The 21,397-nt window shown below is 73.6% G+C and carries 22 protein-coding genes and 1 riboswitch; of the genes, 1 reads left to right on the top strand and 21 read right to left on the bottom strand.

The genetic code is table 11. The features are described from left to right. Nucleotides 1-105: 105 nt before the first annotated feature. From hisG to rpe, 10 genes are all read right to left on the bottom strand, one after another. A complete protein-coding gene (gene hisG, locus BXA10_RS22830) occupies nucleotides 106-951 on the bottom strand; it encodes an ATP phosphoribosyltransferase (RefSeq protein WP_076472865.1) in 846 nt (281 codons plus the stop codon). A gap of 46 nt (nucleotides 952-997) precedes the next feature. Continuing rightward, the gene (locus tag BXA10_RS22835) at nucleotides 998-1,261 is read right to left on the bottom strand and encodes a phosphoribosyl-ATP diphosphatase (protein ID WP_076472866.1); all 264 of its coding nucleotides are present in this window, start codon (nucleotides 1,259-1,261) and stop codon (nucleotides 998-1,000) included. Between the two features lie 99 nt (nucleotides 1,262-1,360). Beyond that, complete coding sequence (locus tag BXA10_RS22840; protein ID WP_217696832.1) at nucleotides 1,361-2,050, bottom strand: alpha/beta fold hydrolase; 690 nt, start codon at nucleotides 2,048-2,050, stop codon at nucleotides 1,361-1,363. A gap of 92 nt (nucleotides 2,051-2,142) precedes the next feature. Continuing rightward, a complete protein-coding gene (ribH, locus tag BXA10_RS22845; RefSeq protein ID WP_076472867.1) occupies nucleotides 2,143-2,643 on the bottom strand; it encodes a 6,7-dimethyl-8-ribityllumazine synthase in 501 nt (166 codons plus the stop codon). Between the two features lie 2 nt (nucleotides 2,644-2,645). Further along, nucleotides 2,646-3,908 (bottom strand): bifunctional 3,4-dihydroxy-2-butanone-4-phosphate synthase/GTP cyclohydrolase II, encoded by a 1,263-nt coding sequence (locus tag BXA10_RS22850; protein WP_076472868.1) that lies wholly within the window; start codon nucleotides 3,906-3,908, stop codon nucleotides 2,646-2,648. After that, a complete protein-coding gene (locus tag BXA10_RS31620) occupies nucleotides 3,905-4,063 on the bottom strand; it encodes a hypothetical protein (protein WP_175649277.1) in 159 nt (52 codons plus the stop codon). The genes BXA10_RS22850 and BXA10_RS31620 overlap by 4 nt, the downstream gene beginning before the upstream one ends. Next, nucleotides 4,063-4,737 (bottom strand): riboflavin synthase, encoded by a 675-nt coding sequence (locus BXA10_RS22855; RefSeq protein ID WP_076472869.1) that lies wholly within the window; start codon nucleotides 4,735-4,737, stop codon nucleotides 4,063-4,065. The genes BXA10_RS31620 and BXA10_RS22855 overlap by 1 nt, the downstream gene beginning before the upstream one ends. Nucleotide 4,738: 1 nt before the next feature. After that, nucleotides 4,739-5,800, bottom strand: coding sequence for a bifunctional diaminohydroxyphosphoribosylaminopyrimidine deaminase/5-amino-6-(5-phosphoribosylamino)uracil reductase RibD (gene ribD, locus BXA10_RS22860; RefSeq protein ID WP_076472870.1), 1,062 nt, complete (start codon nucleotides 5,798-5,800; stop codon nucleotides 4,739-4,741). A 163-nt stretch (nucleotides 5,801-5,963) separates the two neighbouring features. Then, nucleotides 5,964-6,134, bottom strand: a riboswitch (FMN riboswitch). Nucleotides 6,135-6,210: 76 nt separating this feature from the next. Next, entirely contained in the window at nucleotides 6,211-7,167 is a 957-nt protein-coding gene (locus BXA10_RS22865) for a response regulator (protein ID WP_076472871.1), read from the bottom strand. Between the two features lies 1 nt (nucleotide 7,168). Continuing rightward, nucleotides 7,169-7,849, bottom strand: a complete 681-nt coding sequence (rpe, locus tag BXA10_RS22870) for a ribulose-phosphate 3-epimerase (protein ID WP_076472938.1) — start codon at nucleotides 7,847-7,849, stop codon at nucleotides 7,169-7,171. A gap of 405 nt (nucleotides 7,850-8,254) precedes the next feature. Between rpe and BXA10_RS22875 the strand changes: the two genes are divergently transcribed. Then, complete coding sequence (locus tag BXA10_RS22875; protein ID WP_076472872.1) at nucleotides 8,255-9,142, top strand: septum formation family protein; 888 nt, start codon at nucleotides 8,255-8,257, stop codon at nucleotides 9,140-9,142. 110 nt (nucleotides 9,143-9,252) lie between these two features. Here the strand turns inward: BXA10_RS22875 and BXA10_RS22880 are convergent, their stop codons facing one another. The 11 genes from BXA10_RS22880 to pyrF form a co-directional block, all read right to left on the bottom strand. Then, a complete protein-coding gene (locus BXA10_RS22880) occupies nucleotides 9,253-10,803 on the bottom strand; it encodes an RsmB/NOP family class I SAM-dependent RNA methyltransferase (RefSeq protein WP_076472873.1) in 1,551 nt (516 codons plus the stop codon). Beyond that, complete coding sequence (gene fmt, locus BXA10_RS22885) at nucleotides 10,800-11,726, bottom strand: methionyl-tRNA formyltransferase (protein ID WP_076472874.1); 927 nt, start codon at nucleotides 11,724-11,726, stop codon at nucleotides 10,800-10,802. The genes BXA10_RS22880 and fmt overlap by 4 nt, the downstream gene beginning before the upstream one ends. Before the next feature lie 7 nt (nucleotides 11,727-11,733). Continuing rightward, the gene (def, locus tag BXA10_RS22890; protein ID WP_076472875.1) at nucleotides 11,734-12,297 is read right to left on the bottom strand and encodes a peptide deformylase; all 564 of its coding nucleotides are present in this window, start codon (nucleotides 12,295-12,297) and stop codon (nucleotides 11,734-11,736) included. A 187-nt stretch (nucleotides 12,298-12,484) separates the two neighbouring features. After that, nucleotides 12,485-13,468 carry an AAA family ATPase gene (locus BXA10_RS22895; RefSeq protein ID WP_076472876.1) on the bottom strand — a complete coding sequence of 328 codons (984 nt, stop codon included), beginning with the start codon at nucleotides 13,466-13,468 and terminating at the stop codon, nucleotides 12,485-12,487. A 255-nt stretch (nucleotides 13,469-13,723) separates the two neighbouring features. After that, entirely contained in the window at nucleotides 13,724-15,871 is a 2,148-nt protein-coding gene (locus tag BXA10_RS22900) for a primosomal protein N' (protein ID WP_076472877.1), read from the bottom strand. A 59-nt stretch (nucleotides 15,872-15,930) separates the two neighbouring features. Next, the gene (metK, locus tag BXA10_RS22905; RefSeq protein ID WP_076472878.1) at nucleotides 15,931-17,124 is read right to left on the bottom strand and encodes a methionine adenosyltransferase; all 1,194 of its coding nucleotides are present in this window, start codon (nucleotides 17,122-17,124) and stop codon (nucleotides 15,931-15,933) included. Nucleotides 17,125-17,211: 87 nt separating this feature from the next. After that, nucleotides 17,212-18,420, bottom strand: coding sequence for a bifunctional phosphopantothenoylcysteine decarboxylase/phosphopantothenate--cysteine ligase CoaBC (gene coaBC / locus BXA10_RS22910; protein WP_076472879.1), 1,209 nt, complete (start codon nucleotides 18,418-18,420; stop codon nucleotides 17,212-17,214). A gap of 15 nt (nucleotides 18,421-18,435) precedes the next feature. Continuing rightward, entirely contained in the window at nucleotides 18,436-18,702 is a 267-nt protein-coding gene (gene rpoZ / locus BXA10_RS22915; protein ID WP_013285517.1) for a DNA-directed RNA polymerase subunit omega, read from the bottom strand. A 106-nt stretch (nucleotides 18,703-18,808) separates the two neighbouring features. Then, nucleotides 18,809-19,342 carry a nucleoside/nucleotide kinase family protein gene (locus BXA10_RS22920; protein ID WP_076472880.1) on the bottom strand — a complete coding sequence of 178 codons (534 nt, stop codon included), beginning with the start codon at nucleotides 19,340-19,342 and terminating at the stop codon, nucleotides 18,809-18,811. Between the two features lie 25 nt (nucleotides 19,343-19,367). Next, nucleotides 19,368-19,685: an integration host factor, actinobacterial type gene (gene mihF / locus BXA10_RS22925; protein WP_076472881.1), complete on the bottom strand. Its 318-nt coding sequence runs from the start codon at nucleotides 19,683-19,685 to the stop codon at nucleotides 19,368-19,370. A 173-nt stretch (nucleotides 19,686-19,858) separates the two neighbouring features. Beyond that, complete coding sequence (gene pyrF / locus BXA10_RS22930) at nucleotides 19,859-20,698, bottom strand: orotidine-5'-phosphate decarboxylase (protein ID WP_076472882.1); 840 nt, start codon at nucleotides 20,696-20,698, stop codon at nucleotides 19,859-19,861. Nucleotides 20,699-21,397: the final 699 nt, after the last annotated feature.

The raw sequence follows: 21,397 nt of genomic DNA on the forward strand, positions 1-21,397 counted from the left end.
GCTCCCCTCCGGGCGACCGTGGACCGGGCTGCGCCGGAGGCGACGCCGCTGCGGGTTCCGGGCAGGGCGGGGCCGGCTCCGGCACGGCCGCCGGAGGCGTCGCCGTCACAGCCGGCAGGCGTGGATGTTGGTGACGAGGATCGCCCGGGCGCCGAGCTCGTAGAGCTCGTCCATGATCCGGTGTACGTCGTCGCGGAGCACCATCGCCTGCACCGCGACCCAGCCCTCCCGGTGCAACGGTGACACCGTCGGCGACTCGATGCCCGGGGTGAGCGAGCTGGCCCGGTCCAGCAGGCCGGCCGGCACGTCGTACGCGAGCATCACGTAACGGCGGGCCACCAGCACCCCGTGCAGGCGACGCAGCAGCTGCTCGGCCTGCGAGTGCGCCGGGGCGCCGGCGCGGCGTACGAGCACCGCCGACGAGCGCAGCAGCGGCTCGCCGAAGACGACGAGGCCGGCCTGGCGCAGGGTCGCACCGGTCTCGACCACGTCCGCCACCACGTCGGCGACACCCAGTCGTACGGCGTTCTCCACCGCGCCGTCGAGCCGGATCACGTCGGCCTTCACATCCAGCTCGCTGAGGTGCCGCTGGACCAGCCCCGGGTACGCGGTGGCGACCCGGTGCCCGCCCAGGTCCTGCACGGAGTCGATGTCCTCGGGGCGGGCGGCGAACCGGAAGGTGGCCTGGCCGAAGGCGAGGTCCATCACCTCCTCGGCCACCGCGCCCGAGTCGATGAGCAGGTCCCGGCCGGTGATGCCGAGGTCCAGGTCACCGGAGCCGACGTAGGTGGCGATGTCCTTCGGTCGCAGGTAGAAGAACTCGATGTCGTTGGGCTCGTCCCGGCAGACCAGGTCCTTCGGGTCGGTGCGCTGGCGGTAGCCCGCCTCGCGCAGCATCTGGGCGGCCGGCTCGGCGAGGGTGCCCTTGTTGGGAATGGCGACACGCAGCATGACGGAGTGCTCCTAGCAGTCGGTTCTGGTCGACGACGGGACGCACTCACAGATGTCGGTAGACGTCCTTCAGTTCGAGCCCGGTGGCGAGCATCAGCACCTGGGTCTGGTAGAGCAGCTGGGAGATCTCCTCGGCGGCCCGCTCCCGGCCCTCGTGCTCGGCGGCCATCCACGACTCGGCCGCCTCCTCGACGACCTTCTTGCCGATGAAGTGCACGCCCCGCTCAAGGGCGGCGACGGTGCCCGAGCCGGAAGTGCCGGCCGCGGCCTTGGCCTGCAGCTCGGCGAACAACTCCTCGAACGTCTTCACGCCGCGATTCTTCCAGCTTCCCGGACCGGTGGCGCGCCCCGGGTCGAGGCACGGCGTTTCCTACCGCCTTCGGAGCCGGCGGCTCGGACCCGGCCGGCGTCAGCCCGCCGTCGACGCGAGAAAATCCCACACCACCTGGTGGAACTCGGCCGGGCGGGCGGTGTGCACCGCGTGCCCGCCGTCGATCCGGGCCAGGCGGGCGGCGGGAATCCGGTCGGCCATCCGCGCCAGCTCGCGCTGCGGCAGATGACTGGCGGCCCCGCCGGCGACCAGCAGCGTCGGTGACGTGATCTGCGTCAACCTCTCCCACCAGTCGGGAGGCGGGTCGTTCAACTCGGCCACCACCGCGGTCCGGGCCGCCCAGTCGTAGGGCGGCTCCACGGCGGGCCGGTCGGGCAGCCGCAGGCCCAGCGGCACCGGTGGCGGCGGCTCCGCCAGCACCAGCGCGGCGACCCGCTCCGGGTGCGCCTGCGCGAGCAGGTACGCCGCCACCGCACCGGAGGAGTGACCGAGCAGGGTGACCCGGGGCAGCGCGAGGGCGTCGAGGAACGCCAGCACGTCGTCGCGTAACAACTCCAGCCCGTACCGGCCGGGACGGTCGGTGGCTCCGAAACCGCGCAGGTCCGGGGCGTACGTCCGGACGCCGTCGAGCGCGCCGGCCAGCCCGGACCAGGTCGCGCCGGTCGTCGCACCGCCGTGCAGCGCGACCAGCGGTCGCCCGTCGGCCGGGCCCCAGACGCGGTACGCCATGCGCAGGCCGGGCAGCTCAACGTGCTCGATGCGGCTCACCGGCGGATTTTGTCACGCCGCAACCGGGACGCCGACGAGTGGCGGCCCCGGGGTTGATGTTCCCCCGGGGCCGCCACTCGTGTCGTTGGCGCTCAGCCGGTAAAGCCGACCCGGTGGCCGTTGGCGACGCCGACCGACCGGACGGCCAGCGCCGCGTCGAGCGCGGCGACGGTGGCCGCCCAGCCCTTGTCCTCCGCCGAGCCGGGCAGGCCGGCCCGGTCCCGGGCCTGCTCCAGGTTGTCCACGGTGAGCACACCGTGCGCGACCGGCTTCCCCTCGTCGAGCGCGACCCGGGTCAGTCCGTCGGTGACCGAACGGGAGACGTACTCGAAGTGGGCGGTGGCGCCACGGATCACCACGCCGAGCGCGACCACCACGTCGAAGCGACGGGCCATGGCCTGCGCCACCACCGGGATCTCGACCGAGCCGGCGACCCGGGCGACCACCGCACGGGCACCGCAGGCCTCGGCGGCCGCGACCGCCCGCTCGACCATGTGGTCGGTCAACTCGCCGTGCCAGCGCGCGGCGACCACACCCACCGTCATTCCGGTCGCGTCAACGGGCGCCGTCGTGGGCTCCCCGAATCCCGCCATGTCTATGCTCCGATCTCGTCGCCGGCGGACACCTTGCCGACCGGCGCCTCGGTGACGTCGTCCAACTCCAACAGGTGTCCCATCCGGTCCCGCTTGGTACGCAGGTACCGCACGTTCTCCGGGTGGGGACGCACCGGCAGCGGTTCCCGGCCGGTGATCGTCAGGCCGTACCCCTCCAGCCCGGCCCGCTTCGCCGGGTTGTTGGTGAGCAGCCGCATGGACCGCACCCCGAGGTCGTAGAGGATCTGCGCGCCGGTGCCGTAGTCCCGGGCATCGGCCGGCAGGCCGAGGTCCAGGTTGGCGTCCACGGTGTCCCGGCCCAGGTCCTGCAACTGGTAGGCCTGAAGCTTGTGCAGCAGCCCGATGCCCCGCCCCTCGTGGCCGCGCATGTAGAGCACCACTCCGCGCCCCTCGCGGGCGACCCGCGCCAGCGCGGCGTCGAGCTGCGGACCGCAGTCGCAGCGCAGCGAGCCGAAGACGTCTCCGGTGAGGCACTCGGAGTGCACCCGGACCACGACGTCCTTCCCGTCGCCGATCTCGCCGTACACCATCGCGACGTGCTCGGCGGCGTCGTGCGTGCTGCGGTACCCGATCGCCCGGAAGACCCCGTGCCGGGTCGGCATCCGCGCGTCGGCGACCTGCTCGATCTGCTTCTCCGTCCGCCGCCGGTACGCGATCAGGTCGGCGATGGTGATCATCGTCAGCGAGTGCTCGGCGGAGAACTTCTCCAGGTCCGGCACCCGCATCATGGTGCCGTCGTCGTTGACCATCTCGCAGAGCACGCCGGCCGGGTGCAGGCCGGCCAGCCGGGTGAGGTCGATGGCCGCCTCGGTGTGTCCGGGACGGCGCAGCACCCCGCCCTGCCGGGCCCGCAGCGGCACCACGTGCCCCGGCCGGGCCAGGTCGGCCGGGCCGGTGCTCGGGTCGGCGAGCAGCCGGATCGTGTGTGCCCGGTCGGCCGCCGAGATGCCGGTGGTGACGCCCTCCCGGGCGTCCACGGTCACCGTGTACGCGGTGCCCCGCCGGTCCTGGTTGGTGTGGTGCATCGGCGGCAGGTCGAGTCGGTCGGCCTCGCTCTCGACGAGCGGCACGCAGATGAAACCGGAGGTGTGCCGGACCATGAACGCGACCAGCTCCGGAGTGGCCAGCTCGGCCGCGAAGATCAGATCGCCCTCGTTCTCGCGGTCGGCGTCGTCTACCACGACGACGGGCCGCCCCGCGGCGATGTCCGCGATCGCCTGCTCGATGGTGCCAAAGGTGGTCATGCCACGGCCTCCGGGTAGGTGGACGGGATCGAAGAGCGGACCGGCCGCAGCGCCTGCGACGTACGCCACCGGCTGGCGACGCCCCAGGCGCAGAACGCGCCGTAGTTGAAGTACTCGGCCGCCCGATCGCCGGGCAGCCAACTCTGCGCGCTCATCAGCCGGCCTCGCCGGGTGAGCCGACCCCGCCGGGGCCGGTGATCGAGACGCCGGGCAGCGCCCCGGGCTCGCCGGTAGCCAGCCGGTCGCCGAGCAGCCGCTCGACGTACTTGGCCACCACGTCCACCTCGAGGTTCACCGGGTCGCCCACCTCGCGCGCGCCGAGGGTGGTGAGCTTCAGCGTCGTGGGGATCAGCCCCACCGAGAACCAGTCCGGGCCGACGGCGGCCACCGTCAGCGACACGCCGTCGACGGTGATCGAACCCTTCTCCACCACGTACCGGGACAGGTGCGCGGGTAGCCGGAAACGGACCGTCTCCCACTGCTCCGCCGGCTCCCGGGAGAGCACCTCGCCGACCCCGTCGACGTGTCCCTGCACCAGGTGCCCACCGAGCCGGCTGCCCAGCGTCGCGGCGCGCTCCAGGTTCAGCGGGGCGCCGGGGCGCAGCGTGCCGAGCGCCGAGCGGCGCAGGGTCTCGCCCATCACGTCCGCCGTGAAGACGCCCGCGTCGACGTCGACCACCGTCAGGCAGACGCCGTTGACGGAGATGGAGTCACCATGCCGGGCGTCGGCGGTGACCAGCGGGCCGCGGACGGCGACCAGCGCCGAGTCTCCCGCGGTCGCCGTCACAGCGACCACCTCACCCAACTCTTCGACGATGCCGGTGAACATGTCAGCCCTCCCTCTTACGGGGCAGCGCGGTGATCCGTAGATCCGGACCGATCTGCGTAACGTCGATCAACTCAAGATCGATGGCCTCAGCGATGGTCGTCACACCCGCGTCGATGAGCGCGGCCGGTCCGGCGCCGAGCAGCCGGGGCGCGACGTACCCGACGATCTTGTCGACCAGCCCCTGCGCCAGGAACGCACCGGCCAGCCGGGGCCCGCCCTCCAGCAGCACCGCCCGCACGCCGCGCTGGTGCAACTCGGCGAGGAGCGCCGGCAGGTCGACCCGGCCGTCCTTGCCGGCGCCGACCTCCGCCACGGTGGCGATCCAGGTCCGGGCCGCGCCGTCGCGGACCCGGGCGTCGGCGGGGGTACGTCCCTCGCTGTCCACCACCACGCGCAGCGGCTGGCGGATGGCGAGGCTGCCGTCGCGCAGGTTCCGGGCGGTGAGCCGGGGGTCGTCGGCGAGCACGGTGCCCACCCCGGCGACGACCGCGTCGACGGTGCCACGCAGCGCGTGCACGTCGATCCGGGCGGCTTCCGAGGTGATCCACATGCTGGTGCCGTCGGCCGCCGCCGAACGCCCGTCCAGCGTCGCGGCGTACTTCCAGATCACGTACGGCCAGCCCCGGCGCATCGAGGTCAGCCAGGCGATGTTGCCGGCCTCCGCCTCGCTGGTGCGTACGCCCAGGTCGACCCGGACGCCGGCGGCGCGCAGGGTGGCGGCGCCGCCCGAGGCCACCGGGTTCGGGTCGGGCACGGCGATCACCACTCGGGCGACCCCGGCCTGGATGAGCGCGAGACTGCAGGGGCCGGTGCGACCGGTGTGGTCGCAGGGCTCCAGCGTGACCACCGCGGTGCCGCCCCGGGCGCGTTCGCCGGCCTGCGCGAGCGCGACGATCTCGGCGTGCGGCCCGCCCGCGTACGCGTGGAAGCCCTCGCCGACGACCTCGCCCTCGGCGTCGAGCAGCACGCACCCGACCACCGGATTGGGGCTGGTCGTGCCGAGTCCGCGCGCACCGAGTTCGATCGCACGACGCATCGCCTCGTCGACGGAGACGCTCGCCATTCGCCTTGTCCCTGCCTTCTCGCTCGCCGGTGGCGCGCGGGCGGGGTCGGGAGGCGGCATCGGGCCGCGGGCGTGCGGCGGCGGAGATCCGGGTACGGCACAGCCGACCCGCAGGGGTGACAGGGCACGCCGAGGTCGGCGGCCGGGCACACCCGTCCGTCCCGCGCGCTGTCTCCCATCCGGACTGTCTGGGGCGGGATGTCCCGCTCCCAACCGTCGGCCCCGGATTCACACCAGGTCCACCGGGCGGCAGAGCCGACCGGGTCGCGGGCTGACCACGGTCTCGCCGTGGATCACCGCCGGTTCGGAATTTCACCGAGTCCCGCCAGCGCGTGGTGGGTACAGGGAAGTCTTACACGCCGACCGGCTGCAGCCGCCACCTGGGCGAGGTAGTTCACACCCGGGCCGGCTCAGGTGACTCCACGTCGCCGGTCGACCGCCACGTACGACCCGGGTTGTCCCTTGGCCACCGACTTCATCTCGCTGGCGACCGCGATGGCCTCGAGCGGGTCGGTGAAGCGTTTGCCGGCGTCGGAGAGGGAAACGCCGATCGAGAGGGTGACCAGCGCGGCCCGGCGGATGTTGCCCCGCCGGTCCTTGAGCTCGACGTAGCCACGCTCCCGGTCGATCGGGTCGTAGAGCGAGTCGGCCGCCTTCTCGAAGTCCACCACGGCCTGCGAGGTCAGCGGCCGGATCTGGTCCGGGGCGCAGACGATGACGAAGTCGTCGCCGCCGACGTGACCGAGGAACGCAGGTGGCAGCCCGACGGAGACCACCGCCCGGTGCACGCTACGGGCCAGGGCCGAGATGAAGTCGTCGCCCCGGACGAAGCCGTACCGGTCGTTGACGCTCTTGAACCGGTCGATGTCGATGTATCCGACGGCGTAGTCGGCGCCGCTGCGTACCCGGTCCGAGATCTCCCGCCGGATCCGGCTGTTCCCCGGCAGGCCGGTCAGCGGCGAGACCTCCCGGAACTCCTTGTTGCGGCGCAGCGTTGAGCTGACCCGGGCCACCAGCTCGGCGGTGTCGAACGGCTTGACCAGGTAGTCGTCGGCACCCGCGCTGAGGCCGTGCACCTTGTCGACGGTCATCCCCTTGGCCGTCAGCATGATCACCGGCAGCGCCGAGGTCATCGGGTCGGCGCGCAGCCGCCGGGTCAGCTCGAGCCCGTCGATCCGGGGCATCATCAGGTCGACCACCGCGAGGTCGGGCCGCTGCCGCTCGATCACCTCGAGCGCCTCCTGGCCGTCGGCGGCGTGGATCACCTCGAAGCCGTGCAGCCGGAGGTTGAACTCGACGAAGCGTGCGATGTCCTCGTCGTCGTCGACGACGAGGATGACGTCCGGTCGCTCCTCCGCCGGGTCCACGTCAGGCCCCGGAGGTCGCGCGTTCCGCGAGGGCCCGCAGCCGGCGTACGGCCTCGGCGGGATCGTCGGCGCCGTAGACCGCGGTGCCGGCCACGAAGGCGTCGGCGCCGGCCGCGGCGGCCTGCTCGATGGTGTCGGCGGCGATCCCGCCGTCCACCTCGATGCGCAGCTCCAGGTGCCCGGCGGCGACGTGCCGGCGGGCGGCGCGCACCTTCTCGAGCAGTTGCGGAATGAAACGTTGCCCGCCGAAACCGGCCTTGATCGTCATGATCAGCAGGGTGTCGAAGCTCGGCAGCAGGTCGAGGTACGGCTCGATCGGGGTGTCCCGGTCGATCGCCAGCCCGGCCTTCGCCCCGGCCGAGCGCAGGTCCTTGGCGAGCGCCACCGGGTCGTCGCACGCCTCGGCGTGGAACGTGACGTTGTACGCCCCGGCGTCGGCGTAGCCGGGTGCCCACCGTCGCGGATCCTCGATCATGAGGTGCACGTCGAACGGCAGTTCGGTGGCCGCCCGGAGGCTCTGCACCACCGGCAGCCCGATGGTCAGGTTCGGCACGAAGTGGTTGTCCATGACGTCGACGTGCAGCCAGTCGGCGGCACCTTCGACGGCACGGACCTCATCGGCGAGGTGGGCGAAGTCGGCGGCGAGGATGCTCGGCGCGACGATCGGCGGCGGTACGGTCACCGGGCAAGTGTACGAACGTCGCCGCCGGTCACCGCCACCACGGCAGCTTCCGGGACGGAGCGCGACCCGGCAGCTACCGCCGGTGCCGAGCCGGCCGGCCCGGGCGCTTTCCGGACGGACCGCAACTCGCGACCGGCCGATCGGCGCGAACCCGGCGACACTCCACTCCGGACGGTGACGCATCGCCCGGGTCCTCGGCGCGCCCGCCACGGACGAGCCCGACGGGCGACCGGGATGCGGCGTTTCCTGCGCACCGACGACCGGAAGCTCACCCGGTCGATGTGCGGGGTGGGGCCACAGGGACTACCAGCGATCTGAGTGCCGGTGCCGTATGCTCCAGCGCCGTGGCGCAACCGGTCGATGATCGCCGGTGAGCGTGACCACGGTCGGCGGGGAGGTCGGCGGATGCGACGGTGGTGGACGGTGGCCGTGGTGAGCACGGTGGCGGTGCTGGGGCTCGCCGGGTGCGCCCCGGCCGGTCTCGACGCGGAACTCACCGATGACTGGCCCACCTTCGCCGCGGCCGAGGCGTTCGTCCCCGAGCCCGGAGTCTGCCACCTCGCCATCTCCGATGTCGGCTATCTCAGCGCCTACAACCCGGTGGACTGCGCTGAGCCGCACCGGACGGAGACGCTGCACGTCGGCACGCTCACCGGTACGGGCGCGAAGCGGAGCACGCCGCCACCGGCCGGCTCGGTGGGCATGCGCGCCGCGCGCACCGAATGCGACCGGGAGGTCAACAAGGCGGTCGGCGCCGACTGGCGCTCCGGCCGGCTGAACGTCGACGTGGTCTTCCCGTCACCCGCGGCGTGGACCGGCGGGGCCCGGTGGTTCCGCTGCGACGCCAGCGAGATCGCGAGCCTCGACAAGCCCGACATCGACCCACGTTCGGGGAGCCTGCGGGACGCCCTGAAGGGCACGTCCAAGCTGGCGTACGGCTGCTTCGACCCGAAGCTGGTCAAGGATGACATCGAGGAGATGGTCCCGAAGGCCTGCACCGCCAAGCACCACGCCGAGTTCGTCGGGGTCTACCAGGCGCCGGACATCAGCTACGACGAGTTCACCCGCACGACCCTCAGCTTGCACAAGGCGTGCCGGAAGCTGATCGCCTCGTACGTGAAGGTGCCGAACGACTCCGACGTGCAGTACCGGGCCGGGACGATCTTCTACCACCCGCTCGAGGAGGCCTGGAAGAACGGCAACCGTGGCGTGCAGTGCTTCCTCTGGGTCAGCGACCGTACCCTCACCCGCTCGATGAAGGGCGCCGGCAACAAGGGCCTCCCGGTCCGCTGACCGCTGCCGCCCCTACCCGGAACCCGGCCTCTTTCACGGAAGGAGTGGCCTGCGCAGGCGCGGAGGCCACTCCTTCCGTGAAAGTGCGCGTCAGGGAGTGCGCGGCGGGGTCAGCCGCGGCGGAGGACGGCCAGGAACATCGCGTCGGTGCCGTGCCGGTGCGGCCACAGCTGCACGGTCGGGCCGTCGCCGAGCCCCGGCATGCCGGCCGGCAGCAGCGGGCGGGCGTCGACGAAGTCGACCGGAACACCGGAACGCCGGGCCGCCTCGGTCACCGTCACGTGCGTCTCCACGGTGTGCGGCGAGCAGGTGACGTAGGCGACGACGCCGCCGGGGCGGACCGCACGCAGCGCCGCCCCGAGCAGCTCGCGCTGCAGCCGGGTCAGCGCGGAGAGATCCGACGGTTGCCGCCGCCAGCGGGACTCCGGGCGACGCCGCAACGAGCCCAGGCCGGTACAGGGGGCGTCGACCAGAACCCGGTCGAAGTGCTCCTCCGGCAGCTTCGCGTCCTGCCCGACGGTACGGCCGTCCGTGTGCAGCACGGTCACCAGCAGATCCCGGGTGGCCTGGGCGACCAGCCGGGCCCGGTGCTCGGCCACCTCGACGGCGGTCAACCGGGCGCCACGCTCGGCGGCGATCGCGCCGAGCAGACCGGCCTTGCCGCCAGGCCCGGCGCAGAGGTCGAGCCAGCGACCGTCCGGGCCGTCCAGCGGCGCGAGCGTCAACGCGGTGGCCACCAGCTGCGAGCCCTCGTCCTGCACATGGGCCCGCCCGTCGGCCACCGCCGGAAGGTCACCGGGGGCGCCGCCGCTCAGGTAGACGGCGTACGGCGAGAAGGCGCCCGGCGCGCCACCGACCTCGTCGGCCAGCTCCACCGCGCCGACGCGCCCCGGGCGGGCGCACAGGTGCACCGGGGGCCGCTCGTTGTCCTCGATCAGCAGCCGGGTCGTCTCACCGAGGTCACCGCCCAGCGCCTCGGCGAACGCCCGCACCACCCACTGGGGGTGGCTGTAGGCGAGCGCCAGGTGCCCGATCGGGTCGCTCTCCATGCTCGGCGCGAGCCGCTCCACCCAGGCGTCGGCGTCCCGCTCGGCGACCTCCCGCAACACCGCGTTGGCGAAGCCGGTGGCGCCCGGCCCGACCATGCGGACCAGGTCGACCGTGGAGGAGACCGCCGCGTGCGCCGGCACCCGGGTGTGCAGCAGTTGGTACGCCCCGAGGCGCAGCGCGTCCCGCACCGGCGGGTCGATCCGCTGCACGTCCCGCCCGGCCGCCGCCGTCAGGATCGCGTCCAGGGTGCCGAGGTGGCGCAGCGTGCCGTACGTCAGTTCGGTGGCGAACGCCGCGTCCCGGCCGGTCAGCCCCTCCTCCCGGAGGATGGCCGGCAGGACCAGGTTGGCGAACGCGTCGTCCCGGTGCACCGCGGCGATCGCCTCGTACGCGGCCTGCCGCGGGCGGTCCACGGCCGGCCGGCCGCCGCGGCCGGCGCGCCGGTCCGTACCGGCGCGCGCGGACCAGCGCCCGCCGGGGGTCGGTCGCCCACCGCCGGGCCGGTCACGTCGCCCGCGTGCGCCCCACTGGCCATCGCCGGGGCTGGCCGGGCGGAGGTCGGACCGCTCGTCGGGCGACCCCTCGTCGCGCACCGGTCCAGGGCTGCTCATGCTAGATCCTCTCCGGCCGCGACCCGGGCACCGCGTGCCCAGTCGGTCGCCGGCATGGCCCGCTTGCCCGCGGCCCGCACCTCGCCCAGCCGTACCGGGGTGGTAGCGGTGCCGACGAGCACGCGCGACTTCTCGACAAGCAGCTCACCAGGCTTCAGCGCGGGGGCGTCCGGCACCGGGACGACCGGGCCCAGCTTGATCCGCTCGCCGCGGAACGTGCTCCACGGACCGGGCGCCGGGGTGCAGGCACGGACCCGCCGGTCCACCGCGAAGGCCGGGTCGGTCCAGCGCACCCGGGCGTCGTCCACGGTCAGCTTCGGGGCCAGCGACACCCCGTCGGCCGGCTGCGGCTCGGCCCGGGCACTGCCGTCCTCGATCGCGTCGAGCACGGCGACGAGCAGACCCGAGCCGGAGACGGCGAGCCGATCGAGCAGGTCACCCGAGGTGTCGGTCGGGCGGATCTCGTCGGTCAGCGTGCCGTAGACCGGCCCGGTGTCCAGCCCTTCCTCCAACTGGAAGACGCTCGCCCCGGTCAGCTCGTCGCCGTGCAGCACGGCGTGCTGCACGGGCGCCGCGCCGCGCCAGGCCGGCAGCAGGGAGAAGTGCAGGTTGACCCAGCCGTGCCGGGGGATCTCCAGCGCGGCCGGCGGGACCAACGCCCCGTACGCGACCACGGGCACGCAGTCCGGCGCGAGCTCGCGCAGACGGGCCAGGAACTCGGGCTCGCGGGGACGGGCCGGCGTGAGCACCTCGACGCCGTGCTCGTCCGCCCACGCCCCGACCGGAGATCGGGACAGGCCCCGCCCGCGCCCGGCGGGCGCGTCGGGGCGGGTGACCACGGCCACCAACTCGTGCCGGGAGGCGGCGACGGCGGCCACCGACGGGACCGCGACGGCCGGCGTGCCGGCGAAGATCACACGCACCGGCCGATCACCCACCCAGACCGAAGGGGCTGCCGGCCGAGCCGTGCGGGTTGAGCTTGACCACCGGCGGGGCGGCGGGGTCGTACCACTCCGCCTGGCGGATCGCCTTCATCGCCTCCTTGCGCCCGGCCTGGTCGAGCCGGTCGACGAAGAGCACGCCGTCGAGGTGGTCGGTCTCGTGCTGCACGCAGCGGGCCATCAGCCCGGTGCCGACGATCTGCAACGGGTCGCCGTAGCCGTTGAAGCCCTTGGCGATCACGTTCTGCCGGCGCTTGGTGTCGAAGTAGAGCCCGGGGATGGAGAGGCAGCCCTCCGGGCCGTCCTGCTCCTCCTCGTCGGGAAACTCGAGTACCGGATTGACCAGGTGGCCGAGGACGTCGTCGACGTCGAAGGTGAACACCCGCAGACCCACCCCGAGCTGAGGCGCGGCCAGGCCGGCGCCGTTCTGCTCACGCATGGTGTCGGTCAGGTCGGCGATGAGCCGGCGCAGCTCGACGTCGAAGTCGACCACCGGGTCGGCCGGCGTGCGCAGCACCGGATCCCCGAACAGACGGATGGGCTGGACGGTCACGCGGGACGGCTCCTTAGGGTGGGACGATCATCGAGGCCGTACCAGTCTACGGAGTGCCGCGGGCGGACCCGGCCGGCGTACGATGATCGATCGGCGCGGGTGTGCAAAGCGTCACGCGCGACGGCGCCGGACGTGGGAAGCCGTCGATCCGGGCCGCCGCTACGGGAGCCGGGCGGCCGTGCCTGCGTCAGGTGCCGTGCCCCGGCTCGCCGGCGAGTACCGCGTCCCCGCCGAGCAGGGCGTGCTCGGGCAGCGGCAGCTCGATGCCGTGCGCGGCCTCCCAGTCGTAGACCTTGCCGGGACTGACCTGCGCGGTGAAGTACTCCACGGCGCTCATGCCGCCGACGACCGGCTCGTCCACCTCGGCGACGAGCTGCGCCGGTACGAGGTGGAAGCCGCTCTGCAGCGCGGCGCTGAGCCGCCGGTGCCCGTCCACCACGAAAAAGTACTCACCGGTGTAGCCGATCCGCAGCGGCTCCATCGCCTCGTCGCCCGCACCGGCCACCTCGCCCACGAACTCCGAGTCCCAGAGTCCGCGCAGGGTGGCGATGTCCTCGGTCGGGTAGACCCGGGCCGGGTCGAGCAGCAGCAGCGGCGGCCCGTCCCGCAGCACGTCGGCGCCGAGCGTCCCCTCGTACGCCGCGATCACGTGCTCGATCACTTCCTCGGGCGTGGCCCGGGTGGTGTCGCAGATGAGGTCGTAGTTGCGCAGCCGGGCCTTGTCCACCCCGTAGCGGATGATGAACCGGCCCCGCTCGCTCTCGCTGCGCTCGCGGAGCTTGGCCTTGGCCTCCTGCTGCGAGGTGTAGCTCTCCGCCGGCCCGGATGGGCGGGCGAGCACCCGGCGGGCGGCCTCGCCCGGCTCGGTGATCATGTGCACCTTGAGCGCGTCGGTGAAGAAGTGCCAGGCCAGGCGGGAGTCCATGACGAGGCTCTCACCGGAGGCGGCGATGTCGCGCTGGAGCTGGTCGACGTAGCCGTCGACCGCCTGGTCGAGTTCGGCGTGCAGGTTGAGCTGGAGGGCGGTCATCTGCCGCTCCTGCGCCATCTGCCGGTACAGGTCGCCGACGCTGACCCGGCGCAGGCCCAGCCGCTTGGCAATCTCGATCGACACGGTGCTCTTTCCGCTGCCGAGGTCACCGTTGAAGACGATCGACTGACGAACGGTCACGACTGGTCCACCCCTGATCACCGGAGACTCGAACTCATCGTCCTGGCGTGGCCTCGACGCATTCCCCCATCGTCGTGCCATGGTCCGCCCGGCATGACGGGCGATGCTACCACCCGATAATCAGGCTCCCGCCGGACGCGGCGTGCGACATCGCCTGCCCCACCCTCCTGCGCACTTTCACAAAAAGCGTGGCCGTTCAGCGCCGAATGGCCGCACTTTCCGGGAAAGAGTGCCCCAACGGGGGGCGGGAGGGGGTTAGAAGAGGTCGAGGGGATCGACTTGAAGGCGGACCGGGTCGGCGGCCTTGCGGGCGCTGCGCGCGCCGACCGCGGCGTGCAGCGCCCCGGCCAGCGCGGCCGCCCGTGCGCGGGGCACCCGCACCAGCATCCGCTCCCGCTCGCCATCGGCCGGCACCGGACCGAGCACCTCCGCGTCGTCGGGCAGCCGCGCCTCGTCGAGCAGGTCCGCCACGGCCGCGGGCAGCCCGGTCACGCTGGCCATCCGGACGGCGGGCGGGAAGCCCAGCTCACGCCGCTCGGCCAACTCGCGGGCCGCGAACCAGCCGGCGTCCCATCGCAGCAGCGCCTGCACCGGCGCGAGCGCCCCGTCGGCAACCACCACCACGCGGCCGCCGGCTCCGGCGGGCCGGGCCAGCGCCGCCGCCGTCAGCCAGCGCCGCAGCGCCTCCTCCCCGGCGCGCAGGTCGGCCCGGGTGAGCAGCGCCCACGAGTCGAGCAGCAGCACCGTGCCGTAGCCGCCCTCGGCCACCGGTTCGGCGCCCGGCGTGGCGATCACCAGACCCGCCCCGCCGGGCACGGTGGCGAGCACCTCGTCCCGGCCCGACGTGCGGACCGGCACGCCGGGAAACGCCCGTCCGAGTTCCTCGGCGGTGCGTCGGGCGCCGGTGACCGCGGCCCGCAGCCGCCGGCCACCACATTCGGGACAGGTGTACGCCGCGGCGACCCGGCCGCACCAGCGGCAGGCGGGCGGCGCCGTCGCTGAGGGCAGCGCGAGCGGACCCGCACAGTGCGGGCAACGGGCCGGCGTGCGGCACTGCGCGCAGGAGAGCGAGGGCAGGTAGCCGCGGCGCGGCACCTGCACCAGCACCGGCAGGTCGGCGCGGAGTGCCTCCCGGGCCGCCGTCCAGGCCAGGCTGGGCAGCCGCGCCGTGGCCGCCCCTGGGTCGCGGGCCAGCTGCGGGTCGTCGCCCGTCGGCGTGATCGCGGGCGTACGCGTCCGCACGGTGGCCCGATCGGCGACCACCTCCCGCGCCCACCCGGTCTCCAGCAGCAGCTGCGCCTCGGCCGTGCGGGCGAACCCGCCCACCAACGCTCCGGCCCCGGCCAGCTGGGCCCGGGTGAGCAGCACCTCGCGGGTGTGCGGGTACGGGGCGCGTGGTTCGGCGTGCAGGTCGTCCCCGTCGTCCCAGATCGCGACGAGGCCCAGCCGCTCGACCGGGGCGAACATCGCGGCCCGGGTGCCGATCACCACCGGCACGTCACCGCGCCGCGCGGCGAGGAAGGCCCGGTAACGGCGGGCCGGGCCGAGCGCCGCCGAGAGGCAGACGTGCCGCCCCGGGCCGAGCACCGCGCCCACCGCCGCGTCGAGGCGGTCGAGGTCGCGGTTGTCGGCGACCACCACCACGGCGCCCCGGCCGCTGGCGACGGTCGCGGCGACCGCCTCGGCGTAGCGGGTCGCCCAGTCCTCCCCCGCCAGCGCGGACCAGACCGCCCGGGGCGCCCGCCCGTCGGCCAGTGCCCGCAGGTAGGCCGGACCCGCCGGGTAGTCGCGCCACCCGCCGGGCCCGGGATCCGTCGGGGGTCTGCGCTGGCCGGGCGGTACCGGCGCGGACACGGCCGGCGCGGGCCGGCCGGTCGCGGGCTCTCCGGGGCCGTGCGGGCCCGACGCGGGCTCGGGCGGGCCGGACGCGGGCGGGGCCGACGCGGGCTCGGGCGGGGCCGACGCGGGCTCGGGCGGGGCCGGCGCGAGATCACGCGTCGGCGGCGCCGGCGTGACGTCCGGGGCCGCCTCGGGCTCCGGCACGGCCGGCGGGGTCGTCACCGGCGCGCCGAGGCCCTCCGGGCGCGCCTCCTTCTCCACCCGGGCGTGCCGCGGCGGTACGGCCAGCCGGAGCACGTCGGCGAGGCTGCCGGCGTACCGGTCGGCCACCGCCCGGGCCAGTCGGGCCACCTCCGGCGACAGCACCGGCTCCGGGGAGACGACCTTCTCCAGGTACGCCAGTCGGGGGTGGTCGGAGCTGTCGACCCGTTCCAGGAGCCAGCCGTCCACCAGCTGCCCGGCGAAGCGGACCTTCACCCGGGTGCCCGGCACCGCCTGCTCGTCCAGCGCGGCCGGGACCAGGTAGTCGAAGAGCCGGTCCAGGTGGGCCAGGGGGACATCCACGCAGACACGTGCGACCGGCGACCCGTCAGCGGGTCGCCGGTCGCTGCGCGTGGTGCTGGTCAGGCTCCCGCGGCCGACTTGAGGTCGGCTGCCCGCTCGGTGCTCTCCCAGGTCAGCGCCGGCAGCTCCCGGCCGAAGTGGCCGTACGCCGCGGTCTGCTGGTAGATCGGGCGGAGCAGGTTCAGGTCCCGGATGATCGCGGCCGGGCGCAGGTCGAAGACCTCGGTGACGGCCTTCTCGATCGAGGCCACCGGCACGGTCTCGGTGCCGAACGTCTCGATGAAGAGGCTGACCGGGTGCGCCTTGCCGATCGCGTACGCGACCTGCGCCTCGCAGCGCTCGGCGAGGCCGGCGGCGACGACGTTCTTGGCAACCCACCGCATCGCGTACGCGGCCGAGCGGTCCACCTTCGAGGGATCCTTGCCGGAGAACGCCCCGCCACCGTGGCGGGCGTACCCGCCGTAGGTGTCGACGATGATCTTGCGACCGGTCAGGCCCGCGTCGCCCATCGGGCCACCGATCTCGAACCGGCCGGTCGGGTTGACCAGCAGCCGGTAACCCTCGGTGTCCAGGCCCAGGCTCTCCAGCTCCGGGGCGATGACGTGCTCGCGGATGTCCGGGGTGAGCAGCGACTCCAGCGAGATGTCCGCGGCGTGCTGGCTGGAGACCACCACGGTGTTCAGCCGGACCGGGCGCAGCCCCTCGTACTCGATGGTGACCTGCGTCTTGCCGTCCGGCCGGAGGTACGGGATCGTGCCGTCCTTGCGCACCGCCGCCAGCCGACGGGCCAGCCGGTGGGCGAGGGCGATCGGCAGCGGCATCAGCTCCGGCGTCTCGGAGCAGGCGAAGCCGAACATCATGCCCTGGTCACCGGCGCCCTGCGCGTCCAGCGCGCTCTCCGACGCCCCGGTACGCAGCTCGAAGGCGTTGTCCACGCCCTGCGCGATGTCCTCGGACTGGGCGCCGATGGAGACGTTGACGCCGCACGACGCGCCGTCGAAGCCCTTCTTCGACGAGTCGTAACCGATGTCGAGGATGGTCCTGCGGACGATGGTCGGGATGTCCGCGTACGCCTTGGTGGTCACCTCGCCGGCGATGTGCACCTGGCCGGTGGTTATGAGGGTCTCCACCGCGACCCGGCTGCGCGGGTCCTGGGTGAGCAACGCGTCGAGGATGCCGTCGCTGATCTGATCGGCGATCTTGTCCGGGTGGCCTTCCGTGACCGATTCGGACGTGAAGAGGCGGCGTGTCACGGCACTCCTAAGCGTGTGAAAGTCGTTCGGCGGAAGTCTAGTCACCACGGTCCGTGGCGGCGGAGTCGGTCGCGTCCGATTCCACCCTCACGGGCGACCGGACAACCGCGTCACGACGAGGTCCCAGACGCCGTCGGCGAGGTCCCCCTTGGACTGTTCGGGCATCGGGGTGACCGAACCGTCGGCACCGATGACGGTCGCCGCGTTGGTGTCGGCGCCGAAGACCTTGTCCGTACCCACCTCGTTGATGACGATGAGATCGGCTCGCTTCCGGGCCAGCTTGGCTCGGCCGTTCGCCTCGGCGTCACCGGTCTCCGCGGCGAACACCACCAGCACCTGATCAGGCCGGCGACGCTCGCCGAGCTCGGCGGCGATGTCCGGGTTGGTGACGAGCTCGATGGTGGGCGCGCTGCCGTCGTCCGCCTTCTTGATTTTGCCAGGCGCGTAGACGGCCGGCCGGAAATCTGCCGGAGCCGCAGCCATCACCACCGCGTCGGCCTCGGCTGCCGCCTTCAGCGTGGCCTCCCGCAGCTCCGCCGTCGTGCCCACGCGGACCAGATCGACTCCCGCCGGGTCGGGCAACGACACGTTGGCCGAGATCAGGGTGACCTGGGCGCCGCGAGCCACCGCCGTGCGGGCGAACGCGTAGCCCTGCTTGCCGGAGGAACGGTTGCCCAGGAAGCGGACCGGATCCAGCGGCTCACGGGTGCCGCCGGCGGTGACCACCACCCGGCGCCCGGCCAGGTCGGCGGGTGCGCCGACGCCCCGCGCCAGCACCCGGCGGGCGACCGCGAAGATCTCGGCCGGGTCGGGGAGGCGACCCTTGCCGGTGTCGACGCCGGTCAGTCGCCCGACCGCCGGCTCGACGACCAGCACGCCCCGGGCGCGCAGCGTGGCTACGTTCGCCACGGTGGCCGGGTGCTCCCACATCTCGGTGTGCATGGCCGGCGCCAGCACCACCGGGCAACGAGCGGTGAGCAACGTGTTGGTGAGCAGGTCGTCGGCGAGGCCGTGTGCGGCCTTGGCGAGCAGGTCGGCCGTGGTCGGCGCGACCACGACGAGGTCGGCGTGCTGGCCGAGGCGCACGTGCGGCACCTCGTGCACGTCGGACCAGACGTCGTCGGCGACCGGCTGCCCGGAGAGCGCCGCCCAGGTCGGCGCCCCGACGAAGCGGAGCGCCGACGCGGTCGGCACGACCCGGACCCGGTGGCCCGATTCGGTGAAGAGCCGCAGCAGCTCACACGCCTTGTAGGCGGCGATGCCGCCACCGACCCCGAGGATGATCTCGGCGGACATCGCGGTGCGGTGGTACTACGGCTGGTCGGTCGGCTCGGCGGTGAGCAGCCCGGCGTTGATCTCGCGCATGGCGATGGAGAGCGGCTTCTCCTGCGGGGTGGTCTCGACCAGCGGGCCGACGTACTCCAGCAGGCCCTCACCGAGCTGGCTGTAGTACGCGTTGACCTGGCGGGCCCGCTTGGCCGCGAAGATGACGAGCGCGTACTTCGACGTCGTCTTCTCGAGGAGTTCGTCGATCGGCGGGTTGGTGATGCCCTCGGGGTTGGTGGCGATGGATCCCACGAATTACCTCTGCGTCTGTCGAACCGCCCAAGCGGTGCGGACTGGCGACCGCGGCCGACTCGCGTGAACCGCGGCCGACTCCGGACCGCGCGGGCGCGAGAGGCTCCTAGCCCCGCACGCGCGGGCCGGCCGGAGTCGGATAAGAAGAACCGAGAAAGCCTACCAGCTCATCTGCGACGCGATCGGTCAGGTCGTGCGTGAGGGCGAGTTCGAAGGCGGCGGCGACGGCCGGATCCGGCCGGTGGTTCGGCGGGGCGAGCAGTACCAGCCGGGTGTCGGCGAGGCGTTCCCGGACGGCCAGGGCGCCCGGGATGTCGAGCGGCAGTAACACCGGCTGCCCGGCGGCGAGCCGGGAGCGCAGCGGTTCGTACGGGGTGCCGCGCCGGTACGGGCCCGCCCGGGACCACTCCAGCAGGCCACCCACGGCGATCAGCCGGTCGAACCCGGCGGGGGTCAGGAAGACGCGGTCCACCCCGTCGACCTCGCCGTCGCGGCGGGGTCGGGTGGTCGCCGGAACCGGCCGCCACACAGCGGGCGAGCGCGCCCGGACGAGCTCGACGACACTCTCCCGGCCCATGCCCGACGGGCCGGCCAGGACAGTGAGCCAAACCGCCGGACGCGCCCCGCCTTCCGTGCTCACTGCTTGTTTCTACACGCTACCGCGCTCAGTTGGCGGCGAACTCTCCAAGCAGTGCCTTGCGCTGCTGCTCGCCGAGGCCCCGCAGGCGGCGGCTGTCGGCGATCTTGAGCTTCTCCATGATCTGGGTGGCCCGGATCTGGCCGATGCCCGGCATCGCCTTCAGGACGGCCGACACCTTCAGCTTGCCCACGACGTCGTCGGACTCGGCCCGCTCGAGAACGGCTCCGAGGGTGGTCTTGCCCTGCTTGAGCTGCTCCTTCAGCTCAGCACGGGCCTTGCGGATCTCCGCGGCCTTCTCCAGCGCGGCAGCGCGCTGCTCGGGGGTCAGTGACGGGAGCGGCACCAGTTCTCCTCAGGTCCCTATAGCGGCGGGCGGGACGCACCACCGCACTGTGAAACGTGGTGTCGCTGTGAACCAAGGGGTCCGTGGTTCCCAGCGCGGGGAAAACTAGCGGTCGCCGGACGTTTCGGCAACGTGGACGCGCGATGATCATCGCAAAGTGACCGAGCCGTCAGTCAGCCGGCGACGGGTACGACGGCCTTGCACGCGGCCAGCGCGCGGTCCGCCGCGGCACGCAGCGCGGCCACGTCCGGGCCCGCGCCCAACACCTCGCGGGAGTACGACGGGAGCACCGCGGGCAGGCTCGCGCCGAAGACCGTACGCAGATCGGCGGCGGTCGCGCCCTGCGCGCCGAGGCCCGGCGCGAGCAACGGACCGCCGACCCGGGACAGGTCGTGACCGGTGTCGCCGATGGTCGCCCCGACCACGAGCCCGAAGCTGCCGAGCGGCTCCGCACCGGCGTTGAGCTGGGAAATCTCGTCGATCACGGTCTGCGCGACGGTCCGTCCGTCGGAGGTGCGGGCATGCTGCACCTCGGGTCCCTCCGGGTTCGAGGTGAGGGCGAGCACGAAGACGCCGCCGCCGTGCTCGGCGGCGAGCTCGAACATCGGGGCCAGCGAACCTACTCCCAGGTAGGGGCTCGCGGTCACCGCGTCGACATACAGCGGCCTGGATGGATCGAGGTACGCCTCGGCGTAGGCGCGGACGGTCGATCCGATGTCGCCACGCTTGATGTCGAGGAGAACGAGCGAGCCGCGATCCCGCAACTGTCGGATAGTTGACTCAAGAATCGCGACACCTCGGGCACCGAATCGCTCGAAGAATGCCGACTGAGGCTTGACCACCGCAACCCGGTCACCGAGGGCGTCAACGACGGTCCGGGCGAACCGGTCGAGCCCGTCCACGTCGTCCGACAGCCCCCACCGAGCCAGCAGTCCCGGGTGCGGATCGATTCCGACGCAGAGCGGCCCCCGCTCGGCCACGGCCCGGTGCAACCGGGCGCCGAAGGTCTCCATCCCCTTGCTTCCCCTCTCTCGTGGTCCCCACGGACGGCACGATGCCGCCCGCGTACGCCTCTCCGCCGGCTCGGCGGACCCGCATCGCGCCCCCGCACCGGCCACACTGCTCCACGGCCGCTGCAGCGGCCCGCACGACCGTTCACCGGCCCGTGCGGCGTCCGGGCCGCCACGCACCCGCTCAACCCGGCCGCCACCGCCTCCACGACGGCCGCGAAACCCGGGCGGGCTCACGAGGCGGCACGGTGGACAAGAACCCCGACCGGGCGCTGCCGGAGCCGCTCGCCGGCCATCGCCGTCGCCCGCCCCGCCGTTAGACCGCCGGCCACCGCGGTCGCCCGCACCGCCGCCGCTCGCCGCCACCGCGGTCGCCAGCCCCGCCGCTCGCCGGCGACGCGGCGGGTCGGTTGCCAGAAGCCCGGGCGCGCCCGCCCTGCCGGGCGTAGCCGTGAGCCGCGCGTTCCGTCGGCGGACCTCCGGAGGGCGAGCCGCCGCGCAACGGCGTACGACGATCCTGGCGCGGTCGACAACGGCTCTGCCGACCGACAGCACATCCGGTGTCCCGCCGGCCGGCACGGCGGCGATCACGATTCCGGGCCGGCCACCGCCCGGACCGACCCGCACCGGCGCGAGCCGGCCCGGGCCCGGCGTTCGTCCGCTGGACGCGAGCCGGCCCGTGCCCGATGCGAGCCGGCCCGC

Origin of the sequence: Micromonospora avicenniae, assembly GCF_900156065.1 — a bacterium.
GTDB lineage: Bacteria > Actinomycetota > Actinomycetes > Mycobacteriales > Micromonosporaceae > Micromonospora > Micromonospora avicenniae.

Excerpts from the sequence above, each read along its gene's own strand:
- hisG (WP_076472865.1), bottom strand. The coding sequence starts at position 951 with ATGCTGCGTGTCGCCATTCCCAACAAGGGCACCCTCGCCGAGCCGGCC.
- ribH (WP_076472867.1), bottom strand. The coding sequence starts at position 2,643 with ATGGCGGGATTCGGGGAGCCCACGACGGCGCCCGTTGACGCGACCGGA.
- BXA10_RS22850 (WP_076472868.1), bottom strand. The coding sequence starts at position 3,908 with ATGACCACCTTTGGCACCATCGAGCAGGCGATCGCGGACATCGCCGCG.
- BXA10_RS31620 (WP_175649277.1), bottom strand. The coding sequence starts at position 4,063 with ATGAGCGCGCAGAGTTGGCTGCCCGGCGATCGGGCGGCCGAGTACTTC.
- BXA10_RS22855 (WP_076472869.1), bottom strand. The coding sequence starts at position 4,737 with ATGTTCACCGGCATCGTCGAAGAGTTGGGTGAGGTGGTCGCTGTGACG.
- ribD (WP_076472870.1), bottom strand. The coding sequence starts at position 5,800 with ATGGCGAGCGTCTCCGTCGACGAGGCGATGCGTCGTGCGATCGAACTC.
- BXA10_RS22875 (WP_076472872.1), top strand. The coding sequence starts at position 8,255 with ATGCGACGGTGGTGGACGGTGGCCGTGGTGAGCACGGTGGCGGTGCTG.
- BXA10_RS22880 (WP_076472873.1), bottom strand. The coding sequence starts at position 10,803 with ATGAGCAGCCCTGGACCGGTGCGCGACGAGGGGTCGCCCGACGAGCGG.
- coaBC (WP_076472879.1), bottom strand. The coding sequence starts at position 18,420 with ATGTCCGCCGAGATCATCCTCGGGGTCGGTGGCGGCATCGCCGCCTAC.
- pyrF (WP_076472882.1), bottom strand. The coding sequence starts at position 20,698 with ATGGAGACCTTCGGCGCCCGGTTGCACCGGGCCGTGGCCGAGCGGGGG.